Consider the following 20679-nt stretch of genomic DNA (forward strand, 5'->3'; position numbering starts at 1 on the left):
TTCCTTAGTGCAAATTCTATATTCATCATATGCCCTTATATCCTAAATTGTCAACTATGTGATGCTATAGTTTATGCAGGAATTGTTTAGCGTAAACAAAAACCAGCATCGCTTCTGCGATGCTGGCTAATTTATGCTTCTGATCGGGAACCCATTCTTCCGCGGAAGATGAGGCTTAAAATAAAGACGAGAATCGCGGCGCCGATAATGGCCGGAAAGATGGCAAATCCCGCAATATCAGGCCCCCAGGTTCCGAACAGCCCGTGGCCGATCCAAGCTCCGATAAAGCCGACAACCATTGAGCCGATGATGCCGCCGGGAGCGCCATTGCCTCCGATTGCACCTCCGATTAAACCGATGACAATTGCAACGATTAAAGAAACGAGAAATCCCAACATTGTCATTCCACCCTCTTTCAATTGATTTATATTACGTGTTTAGCCTCTCTTTTACTTTGCTAAACGTTCGAAAGCATATCGGGCGGGACGACTGTTTATTCCTCGAGCAGGGAAGCGCCGGCAATTCCGGGGTGCGTCATCTCATACGGATCTAGAATGAGATCAAGCTCCTCCTCTGTTAAAACATCATGCAATAAACAAAGTTCGCGTACAGATTGGCCTGTGGCAATGGCCTCTTTTGCAATTCTGGCAGCTGCCTCATACCCTAGATGGGGGTTGACGGCGGTAATGACGCCGACGCTTTTTTCAACAAATTCTTTCAGCCTGATTTCATTTGCTTCGATCCCTTTGATGCAGTAATCGGTGAACACGCGGAATCCGTTGTTCATGATTTTGATTGATTGCAGCAGGTTAAATACAAGAACAGGCTCCATCACGTTTAATTCAAGCTGTCCCGCTTCTGAAGCAAGGCAGATGGTGTGATCGTTGCCAATGACCTGAAATGCGATCTGATTCATCAGCTCGGGCATGACCGGATTCACTTTGCCCGGCATAATGGAAGAACCGGGCTGGCGCGGCGGAAGCCGGATTTCCGCAAGCCCCGCCCTTGGTCCAGAGGCCATTAAGCGAATATCGTTCGCGATTTTAGACATGTTCATCATCCCTACTTTTAGGGCGGCGGAAACCTCTGTGTAAGCATCGGTGTTTTGGGTGGCATCGACAAGGTGATCCGCTCCTGTCAGCTGATAGCCGCTGATCTCTGACAAATGCTCAACGACATTTTGAATGTATATTGGATCAGCGTTCAGTCCTGTGCCGACCGCGGTCGCTCCCATATTGACTTCATAAAGATGGTGGCGGGATTGTCTGATCCGCTCGATGTCGCGCTCAATCACGCGCGAATATGCCTCAAATTCCTGTCCGAGCCGAATGGGAACCGCATCTTGAAGATGAGTCCGCCCCATTTTGATGACGGAATCAAATTCGGCCGCTTTTTTGCGGAATGCATCAAGCATATCTTCCATCGTCGCCAAAAGCTTTTTTAAGTGATTCAATGTTGCGAGATGAATGGCTGTCGGAAAAACGTCATTCGTTGATTGGGCCATGTTGACATGTGTGTTCGGGCTTAAATGAAAATAATCGCCTTTTTCTTTTCCTAAAAGCTCCAATCCTCTATTTGCGATGACCTCGTTTGCATTCATATTCATTGAAGTGCCGGCTCCGCCTTGAATGGGATCGACGATAAAATGATCATGCCACAGCCCTTCCAATATTTCGCCGGCCGCCTTAACGATGACTTTGCCAAGATCTTTATATAACCGTTTGATATCCATGTTGGCGAGAGCTGCTGCTTTTTTGATCATCGCCAAACCGTTAATCAATTCTTCATCGATCTGATAGCCTGTGATCGGAAAGTTCTCTACCGCCCTCATGGTCTGCACGCCATAGTAAGCGTCAGCCGGAACTTCTTTTTCGCCTAGAAAATCTTTTTCAATTCGGGTTGTTTTCGTTTCCATGGTTATAACCCTCCGTATGTCGTTTCTTATGATGTAGTGTGCCACGATCCGCCGTGTTTTACTTTGCTTTAAAAAAAGTAAAATCGACTCCTGAAAACAGGCTGTCAAGTATTAAAAAGCCTGTTTTTAGTAATGATATCGGATCATTTGCATGTCAAAAAAATTTAAGGAAAGATATGCAGAAAGAGACAACTGGTCAAATAGTTATGTTTGTATATTATTAACTTAATTAAATTCCTTTACTTGTTTCACTTTTTTGTAGTAAATTCCTTATATAAAATTTTCATATGAGAAAGGAAGAGCCGTGATGGGAAACGTACTGATGATCAATTTTCCCGGGGAAGGTCACATCAACCCTTCGCTTGGTGTGACAAAAGAGCTTCAGAGACGAGGAGAAAAGGTTGTATATTATGCGGTCGAAGAATACGCAGAAAAAATTAAAAAAACAGGGGCTGAAGTTCGTTTATATCCCGATTTCAGAGATTTTTTGTCATTGGGGAAAAACGTAACAGATGAAAAGGAAATGGACTTTGCCGAAATAGGCTACAACATGGCCAAAAAAGCGGACGAGATCGTTCAGATCATCTATCAGGAAGTGAAGGACGAATCTTATGACTATGTGATTTTCGATCATCATTTTCTGGCTGGGAAAATCATTGCTGAAATGCTGGAGCTGCCGAGCATTTCATTATGTACGACATTTGCAATGGATGAAGGGTTTGTCAGCTCATTTACACAAAATCCTCAAAACGATCTTGAACGTTCGCCTTACTTTGAAAAATTCAAGCAGTCTCTCTGCGAATTAAATGACCAGTATCCTATCAGCCTTCGTCAGCCGTTCGATGTGTTTTCATGCCGCGGAGATATAACAATAGTCTTCACATCGAGAGAATTTCAGCCTTATGCCGAACGATTTGATGAGGATTATCTGTTTGTCGGGCCGTCTATCACAAACCGCCAAGATCCGGAAGGCTTCCCATTCGAAGAGCTGGAGGGTGAAACCGTCATCGTCATCTCAATGGGGACGATCTTTAATCAGCAAAAAGACATTTATAACATGTGCATTGAAGCCTTGAAAGACTTCGACGGAAAAGTGGTGTTGTCAATTGGCAAAAATACGAATCCAAATGAGCTCGATCAAATACCGGATCACTTTATTGTCAGGTCTTATATTCCGCAATTGGAGCTTTTGAAAAAAGCCGATTTATTTGTCACACACGGTGGGATGAATAGTACAAATGAGGGGCTTTACTTTGACACGCCGCTGCTCGTCATCCCGATGGGTGGTGATCAGTTCTTCGTCGCCAGCAGGGTAGAACAGGTAGGCGCAGGAATGATGCTGGACAAAACAGAGCTTTCCTCATCTATTCTGCGAACAAAAATAAAAGAAATCATCGAAAACCGCTCTTATGCAAACGGTGCTGCCAAAATCGGCAAATCGCTTCGCAACGCCGGCGGCTACCAAAAAGCTGCAGATGCTGTTTTTGAACTTGTGCATAAAAACTAAAGACGCTCCCCATCAGGAGCGTCACAGCGTGTCGACAAACCCTCGCATTCGTTGTCAGGTATACTGAAGTCGGTGCTCACATTCAAGAAAGGAACGGCGGCTAATCGCTCAGGCGTCCTGCCTGAACGCCGCCGTCATCACATCTAAGTGCGCGGATGTCCTGTCCGAACACCGTCGTTATCACGTCCTGTAAAAGCCCGATGCTCGCCCTTCCTAGACTGCAAAGGTTTCGGGTCACACTTTAGTCCATCCGTATCTTTTTCTGAACACTGCCGTCCTTTTTGTGGACGATAACGGCGGTCCCTTTATTTCGGGCGATTTCTTTCGCCCGTTCAACCGCCTCTCGTTTTGTCTCCTTCACATCGCTGGCCCGCTTGGCATCTTCGGCTTTCACCGCCCATCCTTTTTCATGCTTGATGACGTGTTCACACGTTTCCGCCAGAGCTGGACGCGAATTTGAGCTGTCATCATCGCGCTCTGTCTCATCTGCTTCTTCTGAGTAAGCCTTGAGTTCACTTTTGCTTCTGTTTTCGGCCCATTCCTTTGCCTTGCTCGTTGCAATCGGAATGGCGCGGTTTTCCTCATAGCCTTCATCCATCATCGCGTTTGCAATTTCAATAGCTTTCTTTTTAACCGGTTTGTCTACATTTTTGAGTGAAGCGGGATAGTCTTCCATTGACCAAGGCATCGCTTGATTCCCCCTTTTTAGGTATGGTTTTTATTTACCCGTTTCAAGCGAATGAAAAAACCGGAATTCTGAGGTGAAACATTGTATACTATAACAAAACAATAAGGAGGACGGACTCTCCGTGCGCAACGTGCAGACAGATTTAGAAGAACAGTTGAAAATCATTGAAAAATGGGAAAAAGAACAGCAGAAAGCATGGTTTTGGGAAAGAATCGGAAGGCTTCCGTTCAAAGTGCTGGACAAGCTGACGCCTGCATTTATTCAAGACAAAATCGGCCTGCTGCTGGATGAAATCGGCGGCTTTATTCAAAACGGCGGGCAATATCTGACTTCTGAAAAACATCTGATTCGCAAGTATCAGAAAAAGCTTCCGAATGAAACGATTCAAACGATTGAAGATATCCAAAAAGCTCCTTTAGCGGTTATGGATCAAATCTGTGAAGATCTTGGGAAAAACAGAGCAAACACCGCGGCCGTACAAGGGGCGACAACGGGGGTAGGCGGCATTTTTACACTCGCAGTCGATATTCCCGCAATCCTCGGCCTTTCTTTAAAAACCTTGCAGGATATCGCGGTATCTTATGGCTACAACCCGCAAGAGAAAACGGAACGGATGTTCATCATCAAGTGCCTGCAGCTCAGTTCGGCTGACATTGTCGGAAAGAGAGCGATTATAGAAGAACTCAGCCACTATCACCAAAGCCCCGGCACCCGCAATAATATGGTCTCGCAAATTCAAGGCTGGCGGGAAGTCGTTTATACATACCGTGATTCCTTCGGCTGGAAAAAACTATTTCAAATGGTGCCCATAGCAGGCATTCTCTTTGGTGCGATCTCGAATCGTTCGATGATGAACGGAGTGGCTGAAACAGGGATGATGATGTATAAAAAGCGGAGAATCCTTGAGAAGCTTGCAGAGATTGAGAAAGAAAATGAGGAATGTCCCCGGGAAAACACAGATCAAGAGTAAATGAAAAGGGATGCCGGTTTGACCATGCATCCCTTTATGCCGCTAAGATTTTTCTGTAAAACGCGGGAGCGCGAAGACAATCGCAAAAATCCCGCAGATGCCGATCAAAACCGGATAGAAAGAATAAGGAAGAATGCTGATCGGCGATATCTTCGCAATTTGCGCCGCTGACAACATTTGTGCTCCGTAGGGGATCAGTCCTTGAATGACGCATGAAAAGATATCAAGGATACTTGCCGATTTCCGATTGTCGATTCCGTATTGGTCGGATAGATCCTTGGCGAGAGGTCCGGCTGTGATGATAGCAATTGTATTATTGGCCGTAGCCAGATTGGCTGCGCTGACGAGCCCCGCAATTCCGGCTTCCGCTCCTTTTTTTGTGCGGATCCGCCGGGAAACGAATTCGAGCAGGAAGGTGATTCCGCCGTTCCGCTTCATCATTTCCGCCATTCCGCCGATCAGAAGAGACAGGATGATCAGCTCAGACATCCCGCCAATCCCTTCTGTGATCGCCGTTAAATAAGAGTGGAGGGTCAGGCTGCCGTCGAAAATTCCGATCACACCGGCTAAAACGATTCCGCCAAGGATGACGGCCATCACATTAAAACCGAGAAGCGCAAAAATCAAGACGCCGAGATATGGCAGCACTTTTATCCAGCTGTATGTCCCTTCCTGGGATTCAAGTTGTCCTCCCGACGAGAAAATCATCAGCAGAATGATCGTTACGATTGCGGCGGGCAGCACGATCAGGAAATTCGTTTTAAATTTGTCCGACATTTTCGTTTTCTGAGTGCGGACAGCGGCAATCGTCGTATCAGAAATAAAAGACAAGTTATCTCCGAACATGGCGCCGCCGACAACGGCAGCTACCGAGAACGCCGCGGGAACGCCTATTTCGGCGCTGATCCCTGCACTGATCGGAACGAGTGCCGCAATCGTTCCGGTCGAAGTTCCCATCGAAATGGAGATGAAAGCGGCAATGATAAATAAACCGGCGACCATAAACTGCTCCGGTACGAATGATAGAGCCAGATTCACGGTCGAATCTACAGCCCCCATTGCTTTTGCAGCAGAAGAAAACGCCCCCGCCAAAATAAAGATCATCACCATGATCATAATATCAGGATGTCCCGCGCCTTTTGCAAACCATTCCGTCTTCCGGCTAAGCGGTTCCTTTCGGTTCATGGCGAGCGAAACAACGGATGCAGCCAAGGCCGCGACTACAATTGGAAGGCTGTAAAAGTCGCCCGTTATAAGTCCTGATCCGACGAATAAACAAACAAATAAAAATAGCGGCAAAAGCCCGGAAGCTTTTCCGTTTTGTTTTTCCATGCTGTACACCTCTTCTATCGTTAAAACCGTTTTTTCATCAATATCCAACACTTTAAAAGGCGAACGGTCAAAAGTCAAATGGTAAAATAAGTTCGGGAGAAAAACAAACAAAAAGAGGGGAAGCTGATCAACTTGAAACCTGGACATAAAATGAACTTTTCCGATCTGACAAAGGACATCAAGGAGAAACACGCCAATTTCATCGTCTCAGAGGTGAATGATCACTGCATGCGGATCGCAGTCTTGCAAGGCGATTATGTGTGGCACTTTCACCCTGATTCAGATGAGCTGTTTATTGTTTTGGAGGGGGAGCTATTGATCGACTTTAAGGATCGTGGCACGGAAGCGGTGAAACCGAACGATTCACTGCTCATTCCGAGAGGCGCGATTCACCGGACGCGCGCGAATGTGAGGACGGTTAACCTTTGTATGGAAAAAACAAGCGCGGAAACCGTGATATTTGCAGAAGGCCATGTGCTGAAGCTGATTCAGTGCAAGCCGGCCGGACAAAACAAACGGCCGTTTAGTGAAGCCCAGGCCAAATGGCGACCGCTTCAAAACATCAATGGGCTCATCAGGCAATGGGGAGGATGGCGGGAGTCCGAGAACGGTCCGGAAGCTGTGATTATGGCGCTTTGGAAGACAAAACGCGATTATTTGCAATTTATGGAGAGAGAGCACGATCTGATATATGAAAGAACGAGTCAGAAAGGAACGTTTGAATCAAGCAATATTGAGCTTATCGAGAATCCGATCGATATAAGCCGCACCCTTGAGAAGCGCGCGCTGGGGCTTGTCCTTGAACCGGAATGGACGGTAAACGGGGTGAGAGGCTAAGCGGGCTGTCCACTGATGTTCTCCGCGACTTTCGTGAATGTGCTATTTTTGTTTACTCTTTTTCAGATGTGGAATGTAAAAACCATAACACTTCAAAAGGAGGAGTTAAAAATGGCAAACAATAACGAAAATAACAAAATGAGCCGTGAAGAAGCAGGTAGAAAAGGCGGGGAGAAAACAAGCCAAAACCATGATAAAGAGTTCTACCAAGAAATCGGCCATAAAGGCGGGGAAGCAACAAGCCAAAACCATGATAAGGAATTCTACCAAGAAATCGGCGAAAAAGGCGGAGAAAAGACAAGCCAAACTCATGACAAAGAATTCTATCAAGAAATCGGTGAAAAAGGCGGAGAAAAGACAAGCCAAACTCATGATAAAGAATTCTACCAAGAGATCGGTCAAAAAGGCGGGGAAAAAACGAGTCAAAATCATGATAAGGAGTTTTATCGGGAGATCGGCGAAAAAGGCGGACGCCAAAGAAGAAGCGGTTAATCAGCAGGAGAGAGGGGCTTTACAGCAGCCCCTCTCTTTTTTTATGCTTTAACCGCCCGCTAACCTGGATTTGTCTATATTAAATTATTATTAATTATTGATCTTGAAATGAGATTTCCGCGGTGTTTTGTTATATAATTTACAGAAGGTACTCTAATTGTAATGATGTGACTTTGAATATGCTAAAAAGTTAAGGACTAAAGTACTGGTGGGAGTGTACTCGAATGGCAGCGTTGTTTAAATTTTTTCAGCACCCTGGGGTCAGGCGTTTTTTTGTTTTTGTAGTTTTGGCGGGGGTTTTATATCTATTCCGAAGCATGATGAATCTCATTTTGCTTACATTTATTTTCACCTTTTTAATGAACCGTTTGGAAAATGTGATCAGAAGCTTTTTAAACCGTTTTATTAAGGTCAGCCAGAGACTGATTATATCCTGTTTATACGCGGCTCTTGCCATCGGGCTTTCGATTGGCGGAGTGATGTATTATCCCGTGATCATCACGCAAATACAGCAGATTATTAAACAAGGAAAATATATCGCTTCTCACCCTGACAGTATTCCTTTTCTTGATATGATCACCGATGTATTCGGCGATTTCAACCTGACATCATATTTGGAAAAAGGGCTTAACTTTATCTATACATATGTTACGGATATCAGCGCATTTGGCTTGCAAGTGATCCTGTCATTAATTCTCAGCATGTTTTTCCTGATTGAAAAAGATAAAGTTATGAGCTTGATGAATAAATTTAAAACGAGCAAGGTCGCCGTTTTCTATGAAGAAATTGCGTACTTTGGCAAAAAATTCACGAGAACGTTCGGCAAGGTGCTCGAAGCTCAGTTCATCATTGCCTCTATCAATTGCGCCTTAACGACAATCGCTCTCGGAATCATGGGTTTTCCTCAGCTTTTCGGCCTGGCGGTGATGGTGTTTTTCCTTGGATTGGTTCCGGTCGCCGGTGTTGTCATTTCCCTCATTCCGCTGAGCATCATTGCGTACAGCATCGGCGGGATCGCTTATATTGTTTCTTTGGTCCTGGTCATCATGATTGTTCATGCGATCGAAACCTATTTCCTGAATCCGAAATTGATGTCCGCAAAGACGGAGCTGCCGATTTTCTTCACGTTTATCGTGTTGATTTTCTCTGAACATTTTATAGGGATTTGGGGACTAATCATCGGGATTCCAATATTTGTTTTCTTATTGGATATACTGGATGTGACAAATCGAGAAGAAAACCGAACGGCCGGCATTGATAAATAGCATATATTTGTAAATCAAAAAAGGTGGTTTACATATTTCGAATTTTCAGGTATAACTGTTATATAATTATATAGCGCCACACGTTTAATCCTTTTGTAGGAGTGGGGGACCCGATCATTTGGGGTGAATTTTTCTGTTCTATAACGGACAGAAAGACGGACATCTCTTCGTCCGAACCCGTCAGCTAACCTCATCAACGTGAAGAGAGTCATGTGGAACCAAATTGAATGGTAAAAGCCCGTGGGAGATCTCTCATGGGCTTTTTTTAGAAAGGGGAGGCATCAATATGAAGTTAGCTACAAAGATTATCATTGGCTTATTGCTCGGTGCAGCTGTCGGTATTATTTTAAATGTCACTTCACCGGACGTATTTAACAAGCTAAATACATTTTTATTCGGACCGCTCGGCACGATCTTTTTAAATCTGATTAAAATGCTTGTTGTACCGATTGTTTTCTTCTCTCTCACTTTAGGGGTAGCGGGACTTGGAGATCCGAAGAAGCTTGGCAGAATCGGTGCGAAGACGATTTCTTACTTTTTGACAACGACTGCGGTCGCTATTACTATCGGACTTATTTTGGCACTGGTCATAAAGCCGGGGAAAATTGGGACCTATGATACAAGCGCTGCCGAATACTCTGCGGAGAAAGCGCCAAACGTTGCTGAAACGCTTTTGAATATCATTCCGACAAACCCGGTTCAAGCGATGGCTGAAGGAAATATGCTGCAAATCATCGCCTTCTCCATCTTAGTCGGCCTCGGGATTACAATGCTTGGGAAAAAAGCGGATGCCCTTCTGAAAGTGGTTGAACAGGGGAACGATTTAATGATGTACCTCGTCAACTTTGTCATGAAGTTCGCGCCATATGGAACGTTCGGCTTGATCGCAGGCGCAATCGGAAGTCAAGGCTGGGATGCCATCAAAGCGATGGGACTTTATATGATTGTCGTTATTCTTGCTCTTTTCATCCATGCGGTCGTTACGTACGGCTCGACAGTGGCTCTGATTGCAAAACGAAATCCTTTAACATTCTTTAAAGATTTTTCAGAAGTGATGGTTGTTGCGTTCAGTACGTCAAGCAGTAATGCGACATTGCCGGTTTCGATGGACGTCGCTCAAAGAAAGCTGAAAGTACCTGAGCCGATCAGCAGCTTTGTTCAGCCGCTCGGAGCTACGATCAATATGGACGGAACGGCGATCATGCAAGGGGTTGCGACAGTGTTTATCGCCCAGGTTTACAATGTTGACCTGTCATTTACCCAGCTGATAACAGTCGTACTGACAGCAGTGCTTGCCAGCATCGGAACAGCGGGGGTTCCCGGCGTTGGATTGATCCTTCTGGCAATGGTTCTTCAGACGGTTGGTCTACCTGTTGAAGGAATTGCGCTAATATTGGGAATTGACCGACTCTTGGACATGATCCGGACGGCTGTCAACACAACAGGGGATGCGGCATGTGCCGTCATTGTCACCGAGACAGAGAAAAAACACGGCAAAATCGAAGCCCCTCATACAGAAGTGTCCATGTAAAGCAAAAATGCTATAATCAAACAGTGCCTGTTTCAGGCGCTGTTTATTTTTTTGGATTGAGGAGGAAATCATGGCGAAACATCCTGTTTTACATATAGAAAACGTAGATAAAAACATGGACGGCCGGAGGATACTGCACGATATTCATTTGACGGCGGAGGAAGGCGAAATCATCGGCCTGCTCGGTCCGAACGGTTCGGGAAAAACAACGCTCATCAAATTGATCACCGGTTTAATCCAAATGAGCGGCGGGTCGATTGCCATAAACGGTTTCCCGATTGACCGCCAATTTGAACAAGCGATTCAAGCGGTCGGAGCGATCGTCGAAAATCCTGAATTTTACCCGTATTTGACAGGCTATGAAAATCTGAAACATTACGCCAATATGCATCACGATATTACAATTGAAAGATTAAAAAAAGTGGTCATAAGAGTCGGTCTGGAAGCGGCGATTCATGATAAAGTGAAAACATATTCGCTCGGAATGAAGCAGCGTCTCGGAATTGCTCAGGCGATTCTTCACCGGCCCAAGCTGCTGATTTTGGACGAACCGACGAATGGATTGGATCCGGCGGGAATGAAAGATTTCCGTGATCATTTGCGGGAACTGGCCAAAGAGGAAGGGACGGCGATCCTTTTTGCCACCCACTTGCTGAAGGAAGTGGAAGACTTGTGTGACCGCGTCGTCATTCTTCAAAAAGGAAAGATCAAATCGGAAGTCATCCTGAATGATAGAGACGAAAAACGGGAAAAGGCGCTTTTGGAAGTGCAGCCTCAGGAAAAGGCGCTTCAGTGGCTGTCAGAGCATGGATATGAAGCATATGCAGAAAAAGGAATGCTGGCCGTCAAAGTCGCGAAAGCGCAAATACCGGCTTTAAACCAACAGCTTGTCGCAAACGATATCGACGTCTATTCGATATCGCCGTTTAAACATTCTCTTGAGGATGAATATATGGTGTTGACGAATGGGACGGAAGAGAGGAATTCTGATGTTTAGACTGATTCAAAACGAGCATGTCAAACTGCTTAAGCGAAGAGTAACATTTGTATCGCTGGCTCTGATTGTTATCCTGCAATTTCTGCTTGCTTTGGTGACGAAGAGGATCCTGATGGGAGCCGGCGCCGATGATCATTTTATCGGCTATTTTTCGTTTGCGCCAAACCTCAATATTCTCTTGCAGGGACTTTCGATTGTGGTGGCAGCCTCCATCATATCGTTTGAATATGATAAAAAGACGATCAAATTTTTGCTGATCCGCCCTGTCAGCAGGGAGAAAATTTTAGTTTCAAAGTTTTTGACGAGCGTGCTCGCAAGCATTTGGCTTTTTTTCATCTACTACGGATTTTCTTTGCTGTTCGGCCTGCTCTTTTTCGGTGTGAAGCTTGACGAAAAAGCGGAGCCGTTATTTTTAAATACGCTCCAGCTAATCGGCTCACAGTGGCTTGAAGTTTTTTTGATGGTTTCGTTTGCCTTTTTATGCTCGGCATTGTTTAGAAGCAGTGCGCTCAGCATCATGGTTTCGATTGTCGTACTGTATGGAGCGAAAATGCTTGTTACGATCATGTCGTACTTGGAAAACCCGCTTGGGAAATTTTTGCTGTTTGCCAACACCGATTTAACCCAATACGCTGGACAGACAAAGCCGCTGTTTGCGGGAATGACGCCTTTATTTTCACTGTTTATCATCTTCATCCATTTCGTATTTTTTCTCGGTGCGGCTTGGTGGAGCTTCTGTAAACGAGATATGAGGGTATAAAAGATATTTGTCAAAAGTGTGACGAAAGGAATGACACTTTTGTGAAAAATGTCGCATTTACCAATTCATAATCCCTTTTTCCCTTATAATTTGAACGATAAGGGAATGGGGGATGAGACATCTATGAGAAAATTTATTACGGCTATGCCGATGATTTTGCTGTTGTCATTTTCATTCGCATCTTTTGCATTTCATTTCGATCATCTCGTTTATTTTAGACTTGCACTTGGAATGTTTTCGCTTGCAGGTTTGTTTATGTTATATCAATTAAAAAACGGCGTCCGCCTTTTTATGGGTTATCTGTATGCAAGCTGGATCGTGCTGGCCGGCATTGCCGCATATGAAGAACCGCTTTTTTCCGACTTTTTCTTCGGCGGTCTTGCGGTCACGATGGGCTATTTAACATACATGCTGATCTACCTCGGTATGAAGGTGGACGGCAGGGACGGTCAAACCGTTTAAATCAAAAGAAAAGTGCGCACTCCCCGAGTGCGTGCTTTTTTGCATGATCATGGTTATTGGTTGCACATTCGCTTTTATAAAACTATAATACTTATTAAACTTATCGGAATTATGTCAGGAGGGTGCCGGTGTGTGCTCAGTATTTGTAAAAAATGAAAAACAGCAGGAATGGCTAAGCAAAATTGGGAATCTTGCAGATGAGTTTGCGAAAACGTCAGCCTATTATGATGAACATGCTTTGTTTCCTGAAGAACATGTTCAAAAGCTGCGTGATTCAGGCTATACAGCGCTGACTGTCGGCAAAGACTACGGAGGAGAAGGCATTTCGCTTTATGACATGCTGCTCTTTCAGGAAAGGCTGGCGAAAGGCGACGGACCCACGGCTCTCAGCATCGGCTGGCACTTGAGTGTGATGGGGGAATTGGCAGAAGGAAACAGCTGGGACAATGATGTGTTTACTTTGATTTCTGAAGAAGCGTTAAACGGTGCGCTTATCAACAGAGCAGCCAGCGAAGCGCAGACAGGCAGCCCGACGAGAGGCGGCCGCCCTGGTACGAATGCCGTCAGAGAAGGGGACGGCTGGGTAGTCAATGGGAGAAAAACCTTTACGACAATGTCTCCCGTGCTAGATTATTTTCTTGTCACCGCATGGGTTGAAGAAAAACAAACGATCGGCGTTTTTTTAATTCATAAGGACACGGAAGGACTGGCAATCGAAGAAACATGGGATATGATCGCGATGAGAGGCACTGGGAGCCATGATCTAGTTCTGACTGATGTCCGCCTGAACGATTCCATGCTCGTTGAGCTGCAAATGAAAAAAAGAACGGATAAAATCAATGGCTGGCTTTTGCACATTCCGGCCGTTTATCTTGGGATCGCGCAAGCAGCGAGAGATGATGCCGTCCGATTTGCAAATGACTATACGCCCAACAGTTTGAAAGGGCCGATTAAAGAAGTGCCCGCGGTTCAGCGGCATATCGGTGAAATGGATCTTGAGCTGATGAAAGCCCGTCATTTTTTGTATCATGTCGCAGAGCTTTATGATGATCCAAAACGCCGCGGCCTTTTAACAGGAGAGCTTGGAGCCGTTAAGCATACGGTCACAAATACAGCTGTTGCTGTCGTAGACAAAGCGATGAGAGTCGTCGGAGCGAAAAGCCTGGCCAGAACAAACCCGCTGCAGAGATACTACCGCGACGTCCGGGCGGGACTCCACAACCCGCCGATGGATGATGCGACAATCAGCAAGCTTGCAGGATTGGCATTCAGCGAATAGGATCTACGCCAAAAGAAGCCGGACAAAAACGTCCGGCTTCTTTTTATAGTCGTTTTTCTTTAGAGACGGAGAGCAGACTGTTTTCATGTCTGCGGTCCATTTTCGCATAGATCATATCCATTTCTTTAGGGCTGCGGATGATTTCTTTCTTATATTCTTCGACAAGCTGATGGTAGGTTTTAATCTTTCGTTTTGACATTATTGTCCGCCTTTCTTTAATGATCGGTATTCGCTTTCAAGTTCGCTTAAAGTCAATTCATAAAGATGGCGTTCTGCTTTTTTGTATATACCCAGCTGAATTAACCGCTGTATTAATCGTTTTCTTCTAATTTCCACCGCTTCTTTTAATTGAGGGGCCATTGATATTCACCTCATACTCATAATTGATATTGATAATCATTATCATTTATCATTATACAAAACAAAACCACATCATGTAAAGGGATATCCCTTAAAGAATATTGAAGAAGAAAACAAAATATGAATTATTATCCAATTGAAAGACAAAAAAAAGAAGCCGACATGGGCTTCACAACTAGAAAAAATAATTGCAAAATAGGAACAAAAATCATTCTACCTGATTATAAAAAACGAATCAAGAACTTTTTGCGAAATTTCGACATCAACACGTTTCCCGGGAAATACTTTATGTCGAATCTTTGCTATACTGTTAAAAATTTTTGAATCGGAAGCATAAAACATATTCAGCTGAAACAATTTTGACCGCTGCCCCGTCTTTTAAAGAGATAAGAAAATGGACATGGCTGCCCCATGTCCAAAGAAAAAGACACAAAAATCCGACTTGATACGAATTAGCTTATATGTTCGGACAAAAATTCGTTTACTTCTTCAGGCGTTTTGGCATTTGCGCTGTGAAGATGCCCTGTTTTTTCGCCATTTTTGAAAATTAATAGGCTTGGAATGCCCATGACTTGATATTTGTCGGCAAGCTCCGGAAGATCATCTTTGTTCAGTTCATACCACTCATTGTCCTGATATGCGTCAAGAATGTCGCCGATGAACATATTCATGCGGGTGCAGTCAGGGCACCAGTCAGCGTAAAACTTAACAATGATCTCTTTATCGGATTGAATCAATTCATTAAATTGTGCTTCTGTTGTGATTTTTTTCAATTGGCACCTCTCCTTTTCAATGCCATTTTAATATAAAATGAAAAGGATTTACATACAAATGCTTTTTTCTATACTGCTCAATGTATCTAAAATAATTAGATCATTTTCCTGGGAAAGTGATAAGATAGTAAAGATGAATCCAGTGGGGGGAGTACGAATTGAAGACAAAATTAGGATTGGTATACGGCGGGAAATCAGCGGAGCATAACGTTTCCCTGCAAACTGCGCTAGCCGTCACGAAAGCATTAGATACTGAAAAATTTGATATACATCCGATTTATATAACAGAAAAAGGCGAATGGGTGCGAGGGCCGCAGCTGTCAGAGCCAGTTTCAAACGTTAAAATGCTTCAATTTGAGCAGACGGGAGAGACGTTTTCTCCTGCAGCCTTAAACCGCGACATGTTCCCAGGCGAGTCAAATTCGCAAGAAAAAGCAATCGATGTTGTTTTTCCGCTTTTGCACGGGCCGAACGGAGAAGACGGCACGATTCAGGGCATGCTGGAGCTTTTAAATGTTCCTTACGTTGGAAATGGGGTATTGGCTTCGTCAGCAGGAATGGATAAAGTGGTCATGAAGCATCTGTTTGCACAAGCAGGTCTTGATCAGGCGAAATACGTTTCTTTTGTGAAAAGAAACTGGAACACAGCAAAAGAAGAAAGCTATCATCAAGTTGAAGAGGAGCTTGGCTATCCGTGCTTTGTTAAACCGGCAAACCTCGGGTCAAGCGTCGGCATCAGCAAATGCCGAAACCGCGCCGAGCTTGATGAGGCTTTTGAACTTGCATTCCAATATGACCGGAAAATCGTCGTAGAGGAAGGCGTCATCGGCCGCGAAATAGAAATCGGCGTTTTGGGGAATGATGAACCGATCTGTTCAGTCGCAGGCGAAATTGCTCCGAAGAAAGATTTCTATGACTATAAAGCAAAATATGAAGACGGTGACACCGATTTGATCATTCCGGCTTCCTTAGCGGAAGATGAATACGAAACAATGTGCAGTATGGCGGTCAAAGCTTTTCAGGCGATTGACGGCTCAGGCCTTGTCAGAGCTGACTTTTTCCTGACAAACGAAGGCAGGGTGCTGATCAATGAGGTCAACACAATGCCCGGATTTACGCCGTTCAGCATGTTCCCGCTTCTGTGGAAGCAATCAGGAGTTGAGTATGCTGAATTGATCGAAAAGCTCGTCGCTTTGGCAATCGAGCGCCACGAAGAAAAACAGCAGATTAAACATACTTTTTAACGGGCGGCCGGACACCCGGCAGCCCCTGACTACATCCGGCATGGTTTTCGAAAGGTGCGGGACGCGCCGTTCGCTTTGATATCTTAAGACACTATCTTTTTTGTGATAGTGTCTCTTTTCCTTGCTGGAGAAAGAGAGGGACAAACATGATAAAAAGAACGGTAAAAGAAATTGCTGATATGGCGGAAGGCTTCCTTGCCGATGAATCTTTTGGCGAACGGCTGGTGAAGGGCGTTTCAACAGATTCAAGAAAACTGGAAAAGGATCAATTGTTTATTCCGCTTGCAGGAGAACGGTTCAACGGCCATGCTTTTGCAGAACAGGCTTTTCGCAAAGGCGTTGCGGCTGTGCTCTGGAATCGAAACGAACCGAATCCGCCGGAAGGAAGCGCGGTCATTATCGTGGATGATACGCTGGAAGCGCTGCAGAAGCTTGCGAAAGCATACCGTCATCAGCTTGATATAAAAGTAGTCGGTGTAACCGGTTCAAATGGGAAGACGACGACGAAAGATATGATTCATTCCGTTTTAGAAACCGAATACAAAGTGCATAAAACGGAAGGGAACTATAATAATCACATCGGTTTGCCTCTTACCATTCTCGCGATGCCGGAAGATACAGAAGTCGCCGTGCTTGAGATGGGGATGAGCGCCAAAGGAGAAATCGATTTTCTCACCCGTTTGGGGCGTCCCGATATTGCTGTCATCACGAATATCGGCGAATCGCATCTGCTTGAACTCGGTTCAAGAGAAGGGATTGCCCAAGCAAAGCTGGAAATCGTCAACGGTCTTTCCAAAGAAGGTACACTGATTTATGTCGGGGATGAGCCGCTTCTGTCCGAAAAGCTGGAGCAGCCTTCTTATCAAACAAAAACGTTCGGCGAAGACCCGGCTTTGGACTATCAGCTAGAGGATATGAGCCAGACAGAAGAAGGGACTGCTTTTCGCGTCAGAGGGATCGACAACAGTTTCTTTATCCCTGTGCTCGGCAAGCATAATGTGAAAAATGCTCTGGCGGCAATTGCAGCGGGAGATCTTTTGAATATAAGCCGCACACACATCGCCGAAGGGCTTACAAAGCTGAAAGTAACGGGAATGAGACTTGAACTGATGAAAACCCGAGCCGGCATTGCGGTCATTAACGATGCCTACAACGCAAGCCCGACATCCATGAAAGCGGCGATTGAGCTTGTGGAGCAAATGAAGGGCTACGGGAAAAAAATGCTGGTTCTTGGCGACATGCTTGAACTTGGCGAAGGGGAAAAAGCGTTTCACGAAGAAATCGGGCAATCGATTCATCCGGATTCCGTCGACCTTGTATTTGCATACGGCGACCTCGGTGCATATATTGCAAAAGGGGCACGTAAACATTTTCCGGAGCATCGCGTCATGCATTTCAGCAAGGAAGACAAAGACAGTCTCAAAAACGCGCTGAAAGAAAAAGCGACTGCCGGAGATTTAGTCCTTGTGAAAGCATCAAGGGGAATGAGACTTGAGGAAGCGGTAAAAGAGTTGTAAAGGAATCATAAAGTCGTTTTTTTTATATGATAAACAGTAAAAGAAACGGGTGATAAGTCATGATAGGATGTTTATGCATTCATGGTTTTACCGGAGCTCCGTATGAAGTAGAGCCGCTGGCTGACCACCTCAAACAAACGGCCGGCTGGCATGTCGAAATGATCACACTTCCGGGACACGGAGACATGCCGGTTTTGAAAGGCGTCTTTTTTCAGGAGTGGATTGCCTGTGCTGAAGTGGAGCTCATCCGTCTTCTTAAAACATGTGATACCGTATGTTTAATCGGCTTTTCAATGGGAGGAATGATTGCCGCCTATTTAGCGGGAAAGTATCCTGTCAGCCGGCTCGTTCTTTTGAGTGCGGCTGCCCAATATATCAGCCCCGGACAGCTGATTCAGGATTTGAAAAATGTCATCAAAGATTCATTCCAAGGCAGGCTGGAGGACAATCTGCTTTACAAAAGATACAAGCAAAAGCTGACAAGCACACCGGTTTCTTCAGCGCTGCAGTTTCGCAAGCTTGTGAAAGCAACAAAACCGGCTTTGAAAAACCTCGACATCCCTGTGCTCATCGTTCAGGGGGAATGCGATTCAATCGTCCCATTATCGAGCGCTCATTACCTATATGAGACGATTCCTTCCGAGGAAAAAAAACTTTGTCTTTTGCCAAATTCTAAGCATCATGTCTGCCTTGAAGAAAATCCTGCATTTCTTTTTCAAACCGTGGAAGCATTTCTGAAAAAAATTCCGATTGATTCAATAAAAAATAAATAATTCATCGGCAATCGGCAAAAAATAAGTGTGCGGGATGAAGCTTTGAAAAAAATAAATATGTACTGTCGAAACCCTCTAAAGCCTGTGTTACAATGTTAAAAAGGTGTAGAAAAAACGATGCCTCTAAAGGGGCTGCCGACTTTTACCAACAGTTCTGTTTCTCGGGCTACATAGGAGGCAAGCCTTCATAACAGGCCTTGATCTCGCCCTGAAGGAACAGCTGAAAAAACCGCCGCACAGAGCACATCCCTTATTCTCGTCTTGTTGAAAAACATATAACGGAATGGTAATATAACATGTAAAGTAATTCGGGCTTTGTATAAAGTATGAACCTGTCCTTTATAAAAAGGGCAGTTTTTATTGATGAAACACGACATTACTGAAACAGTAAGCAGAAGGAGTTTGAATACATTGACTATAACGTTTCAAGATTTTCAATTAAGTTCTGATCTCACAAAAGCGATCAATCGTATGGGATTTGAAGAAGCAACACCGATTCAGGCGCAAACGATACCGCTCGGACTTGCAAATAAAGATGTGATTGGACAAGCGCAAACGGGAACAGGAAAAACAGCTGCATTTGGCATTCCTCTTGTTGAGAAAATCAACCCCGAGTCTCCTAACATTCAAGCCATTGTTATCGCACCTACTCGTGAATTGGCCATTCAAGTATCTGAAGAGCTATATAAAATTGGACAGGATAAACGCGCTCGAGTTCTTCCAATTTACGGAGGCCAGGATATCGGCCGCCAAATTCGCGCGCTCAAGAAAAATCCTCACATTATTGTTGGTACTCCGGGCCGTCTGATTGACCATATCAACCGCCGCACAATGCGTCTTCAAACCGTGAATACCGTTGTGCTTGATGAAGCGGATGAAATGCTGAACATGGGATTCATCGAAGATATCGAATCCATTCTTTCCAATGTGCCGGCAGAACACCAGACATTGCTGTTTTCTGCAACGATGCCTGCACCGATTAAACGGATTGCCGAACGCTTCATGAACGACCCTGAACACGTTAAGGTAAAAGCGAAGGAAATGACGGTTTCCAACATTCAGCAGTTCTACTTGGAAGTGCAGGAACGGAAAAAGTTCGATACATTGACACGTCTGCTTGACATCCAGTCTCCTGAATTGGCGATTGTATTCGGACGTACAAAACGCCGCGTCGATGAGCTGACTGAGGCGCTGAACTTGCGCGGCTACACAGCCGAAGGAATTCACGGAGATTTAACACAGGCAAAGCGGATGGTTGCGCTTCGTAAGTTTAAGCAAGGCGCAATTGAAGTGCTGGTTGCGACAGACGTTGCTGCCCGCGGTTTGGATATTTCAGGCGTAACCCACGTCTATAACTTTGATGTCCCTCAAGATCCTGAAAGCTATGTCCACCGCATCGGAAGAACGGGTCGCGCGGGTAAAACCGGAATGGCGATGACGTTTATCACGCCGCGTGAAAAGGATATGCTGCGTGCCATCGAGCAAACGACAAAACGTAAAATGGATCGGATGAAAGAACCGACTATTGATGAAGCCATTGAAGGCCAGCAGCAGGTGACGGTTGACCGCATCCGCACCATTATCTCTGAAAACAACCTGAACTTCTATATGACTGCTGCGGCAGAACTTCTGGAAGACCATGACTCTGTGACAGTCGTTGCAGCAGCGATTAAAATGATGACAAAAGAGCCGGATAACACGCCTGTACGCTTAACAGAAGAGGCGCCGCTCAGATCGAAGCGAAACAAAAACCATCACCACCGTTCATCAAAACGCAGAGACGGCGGCGGTTATAGAGGAAAAGGAAAGAACAACCGTTCATCCTATGATAAAAAGCGTTCATCAAATGACAGACGCCAAAAAAAATCATATAATTCATAATCAGAAGGCGGATCCTTTTAACGGATTCGCCTTTTTTAAAAGCTGACAATTTAGTGAAACAAATTGGGCATGAAGTTCGTACATAAAATATAAGAT

General features: G+C 44.9%; 20 protein-coding genes, 2 pseudogenes and 1 riboswitch. Of the genes and pseudogenes, 15 read left to right on the forward strand and 7 right to left on the reverse strand.

What is annotated here, in order from left to right:
• Positions 1-131 precede the first annotated feature (131 nt).
• Both RBH91_RS02925 and aspA read right to left on the reverse strand, forming a co-directional pair.
• Positions 132-398, reverse strand: coding sequence for a GlsB/YeaQ/YmgE family stress response membrane protein (locus tag RBH91_RS02925; protein WP_076761321.1), 267 nt, complete (start codon positions 396-398; stop codon positions 132-134).
• 95 nt (positions 399-493) lie between these two features.
• Positions 494-1915: an aspartate ammonia-lyase gene (aspA, locus tag RBH91_RS02930; RefSeq protein WP_307893423.1), complete on the reverse strand. Its 1422-nt coding sequence runs from the start codon at positions 1913-1915 to the stop codon at positions 494-496.
• Positions 1916-2222: 307 nt separating this feature from the next.
• Here aspA and RBH91_RS02935 point away from each other — a divergent pair, with 307 nt between their 5' ends.
• Positions 2223-3422 carry a macrolide family glycosyltransferase gene (locus RBH91_RS02935; RefSeq protein ID WP_307893424.1) on the forward strand — a complete coding sequence of 400 codons (1200 nt, stop codon included), beginning with the start codon at positions 2223-2225 and terminating at the stop codon, positions 3420-3422.
• Between the two features lie 241 nt (positions 3423-3663).
• On the opposite strand, the gene RBH91_RS02940 is transcribed toward RBH91_RS02935, so the two are convergent.
• Positions 3664-4110 (reverse strand): DUF2188 domain-containing protein, encoded by a 447-nt coding sequence (locus RBH91_RS02940; RefSeq protein WP_307893426.1) that lies wholly within the window; start codon positions 4108-4110, stop codon positions 3664-3666.
• Between the two features lie 121 nt (positions 4111-4231).
• Here RBH91_RS02940 and RBH91_RS02945 point away from each other — a divergent pair, with 121 nt between their 5' ends.
• Positions 4232-5080 (forward strand): EcsC family protein, encoded by an 849-nt coding sequence (locus RBH91_RS02945; RefSeq protein ID WP_307893428.1) that lies wholly within the window; start codon positions 4232-4234, stop codon positions 5078-5080.
• Positions 5081-5122: 42 nt separating this feature from the next.
• Here the strand turns inward: RBH91_RS02945 and RBH91_RS02950 are convergent, their stop codons facing one another.
• The gene (locus RBH91_RS02950) at positions 5123-6559 is read right to left on the reverse strand and encodes a Na+/H+ antiporter NhaC family protein (RefSeq protein WP_307893429.1); all 1437 of its coding nucleotides are present in this window, start codon (positions 6557-6559) and stop codon (positions 5123-5125) included.
• Between the two features lie 3 nt (positions 6560-6562).
• Here RBH91_RS02950 and RBH91_RS02955 point away from each other — a divergent pair.
• From RBH91_RS02955 to RBH91_RS02995, 9 genes and pseudogenes are all read left to right on the forward strand, one after another.
• Positions 6563-6880: pseudogene (locus RBH91_RS02955) on the forward strand (cupin domain-containing protein); the annotation flags it as partial.
• A gap of 21 nt (positions 6881-6901) precedes the next feature.
• Positions 6902-7249: pseudogene (locus RBH91_RS02960) on the forward strand (YdbC family protein); the annotation flags it as partial.
• Positions 7250-7360: 111 nt separating this feature from the next.
• Complete coding sequence (gsiB, locus tag RBH91_RS02965) at positions 7361-7741, forward strand: glucose starvation-inducible protein GsiB (protein WP_307893431.1); 381 nt, start codon at positions 7361-7363, stop codon at positions 7739-7741.
• Between the two features lie 224 nt (positions 7742-7965).
• Positions 7966-9006: an AI-2E family transporter gene (locus RBH91_RS02970; RefSeq protein WP_307893432.1), complete on the forward strand. Its 1041-nt coding sequence runs from the start codon at positions 7966-7968 to the stop codon at positions 9004-9006.
• A gap of 71 nt (positions 9007-9077) precedes the next feature.
• Positions 9078-9219, forward strand: a riboswitch (cyclic di-AMP (ydaO/yuaA leader).
• A 73-nt stretch (positions 9220-9292) separates the two neighbouring features.
• Positions 9293-10537, forward strand: coding sequence for a dicarboxylate/amino acid:cation symporter (locus RBH91_RS02975; protein WP_307893433.1), 1245 nt, complete (start codon positions 9293-9295; stop codon positions 10535-10537).
• Between the two features lie 70 nt (positions 10538-10607).
• Positions 10608-11534 carry an ABC transporter ATP-binding protein gene (locus RBH91_RS02980; RefSeq protein ID WP_307893435.1) on the forward strand — a complete coding sequence of 309 codons (927 nt, stop codon included), beginning with the start codon at positions 10608-10610 and terminating at the stop codon, positions 11532-11534.
• On the forward strand, positions 11527-12294 hold the full coding sequence (locus RBH91_RS02985) for an ABC transporter permease (protein ID WP_307893436.1): 768 nt from the start codon (positions 11527-11529) through the stop codon (positions 12292-12294). Before RBH91_RS02980 ends, RBH91_RS02985 begins: the two co-directional genes overlap by 8 nt.
• Before the next feature lie 123 nt (positions 12295-12417).
• A complete protein-coding gene (locus RBH91_RS02990) occupies positions 12418-12756 on the forward strand; it encodes a hypothetical protein (RefSeq protein WP_076761253.1) in 339 nt (112 codons plus the stop codon).
• 130 nt (positions 12757-12886) lie between these two features.
• Entirely contained in the window at positions 12887-14035 is a 1149-nt protein-coding gene (locus RBH91_RS02995; RefSeq protein ID WP_076761254.1) for an acyl-CoA dehydrogenase family protein, read from the forward strand.
• Positions 14036-14078: 43 nt separating this feature from the next.
• Here RBH91_RS02995 and fbpB read toward each other — a convergent pair whose 3' ends face one another.
• The 3 genes from fbpB to RBH91_RS03010 all read right to left on the reverse strand — a co-directional run bounded on the left by fbpB (position 14079) and on the right by RBH91_RS03010 (position 15168).
• Entirely contained in the window at positions 14079-14234 is a 156-nt protein-coding gene (gene fbpB / locus RBH91_RS03000) for a Fur-regulated basic protein FbpB (RefSeq protein WP_076761255.1), read from the reverse strand.
• Positions 14234-14395: a Fur-regulated basic protein FbpA gene (locus RBH91_RS03005; protein WP_076761256.1), complete on the reverse strand. Its 162-nt coding sequence runs from the start codon at positions 14393-14395 to the stop codon at positions 14234-14236. The genes fbpB and RBH91_RS03005 overlap by 1 nt, the downstream gene beginning before the upstream one ends.
• A 452-nt stretch (positions 14396-14847) precedes the next feature.
• The gene (locus tag RBH91_RS03010; protein WP_076761258.1) at positions 14848-15168 is read right to left on the reverse strand and encodes a thioredoxin family protein; all 321 of its coding nucleotides are present in this window, start codon (positions 15166-15168) and stop codon (positions 14848-14850) included.
• A gap of 158 nt (positions 15169-15326) precedes the next feature.
• Between RBH91_RS03010 and RBH91_RS03015 the strand changes: the two genes are divergently transcribed.
• The 4 genes from RBH91_RS03015 (at position 15327) to cshA (ending at position 20583) form a co-directional block, all read left to right on the forward strand.
• Complete coding sequence (locus RBH91_RS03015; RefSeq protein ID WP_307893439.1) at positions 15327-16412, forward strand: D-alanine--D-alanine ligase; 1086 nt, start codon at positions 15327-15329, stop codon at positions 16410-16412.
• A 146-nt stretch (positions 16413-16558) separates the two neighbouring features.
• Positions 16559-17929 carry a UDP-N-acetylmuramoyl-tripeptide--D-alanyl-D-alanine ligase gene (locus RBH91_RS03020; RefSeq protein ID WP_307893441.1) on the forward strand — a complete coding sequence of 457 codons (1371 nt, stop codon included), beginning with the start codon at positions 16559-16561 and terminating at the stop codon, positions 17927-17929.
• Between the two features lie 59 nt (positions 17930-17988).
• Positions 17989-18702, forward strand: a complete 714-nt coding sequence (locus RBH91_RS03025; protein WP_307893442.1) for an alpha/beta hydrolase — start codon at positions 17989-17991, stop codon at positions 18700-18702.
• A 411-nt stretch (positions 18703-19113) separates the two neighbouring features.
• On the forward strand, positions 19114-20583 hold the full coding sequence (cshA, locus tag RBH91_RS03030; protein WP_148958881.1) for a degradosome RNA helicase CshA: 1470 nt from the start codon (positions 19114-19116) through the stop codon (positions 20581-20583).
• The last annotated feature ends 96 nt before the right edge of the window (positions 20584-20679 follow it).

Origin of the sequence: Bacillus swezeyi (genome assembly GCF_030908325.1) — a bacterium.
In the GTDB taxonomy this organism is placed as follows: Bacteria; Bacillota; Bacilli; order Bacillales; family Bacillaceae; genus Bacillus; species Bacillus swezeyi.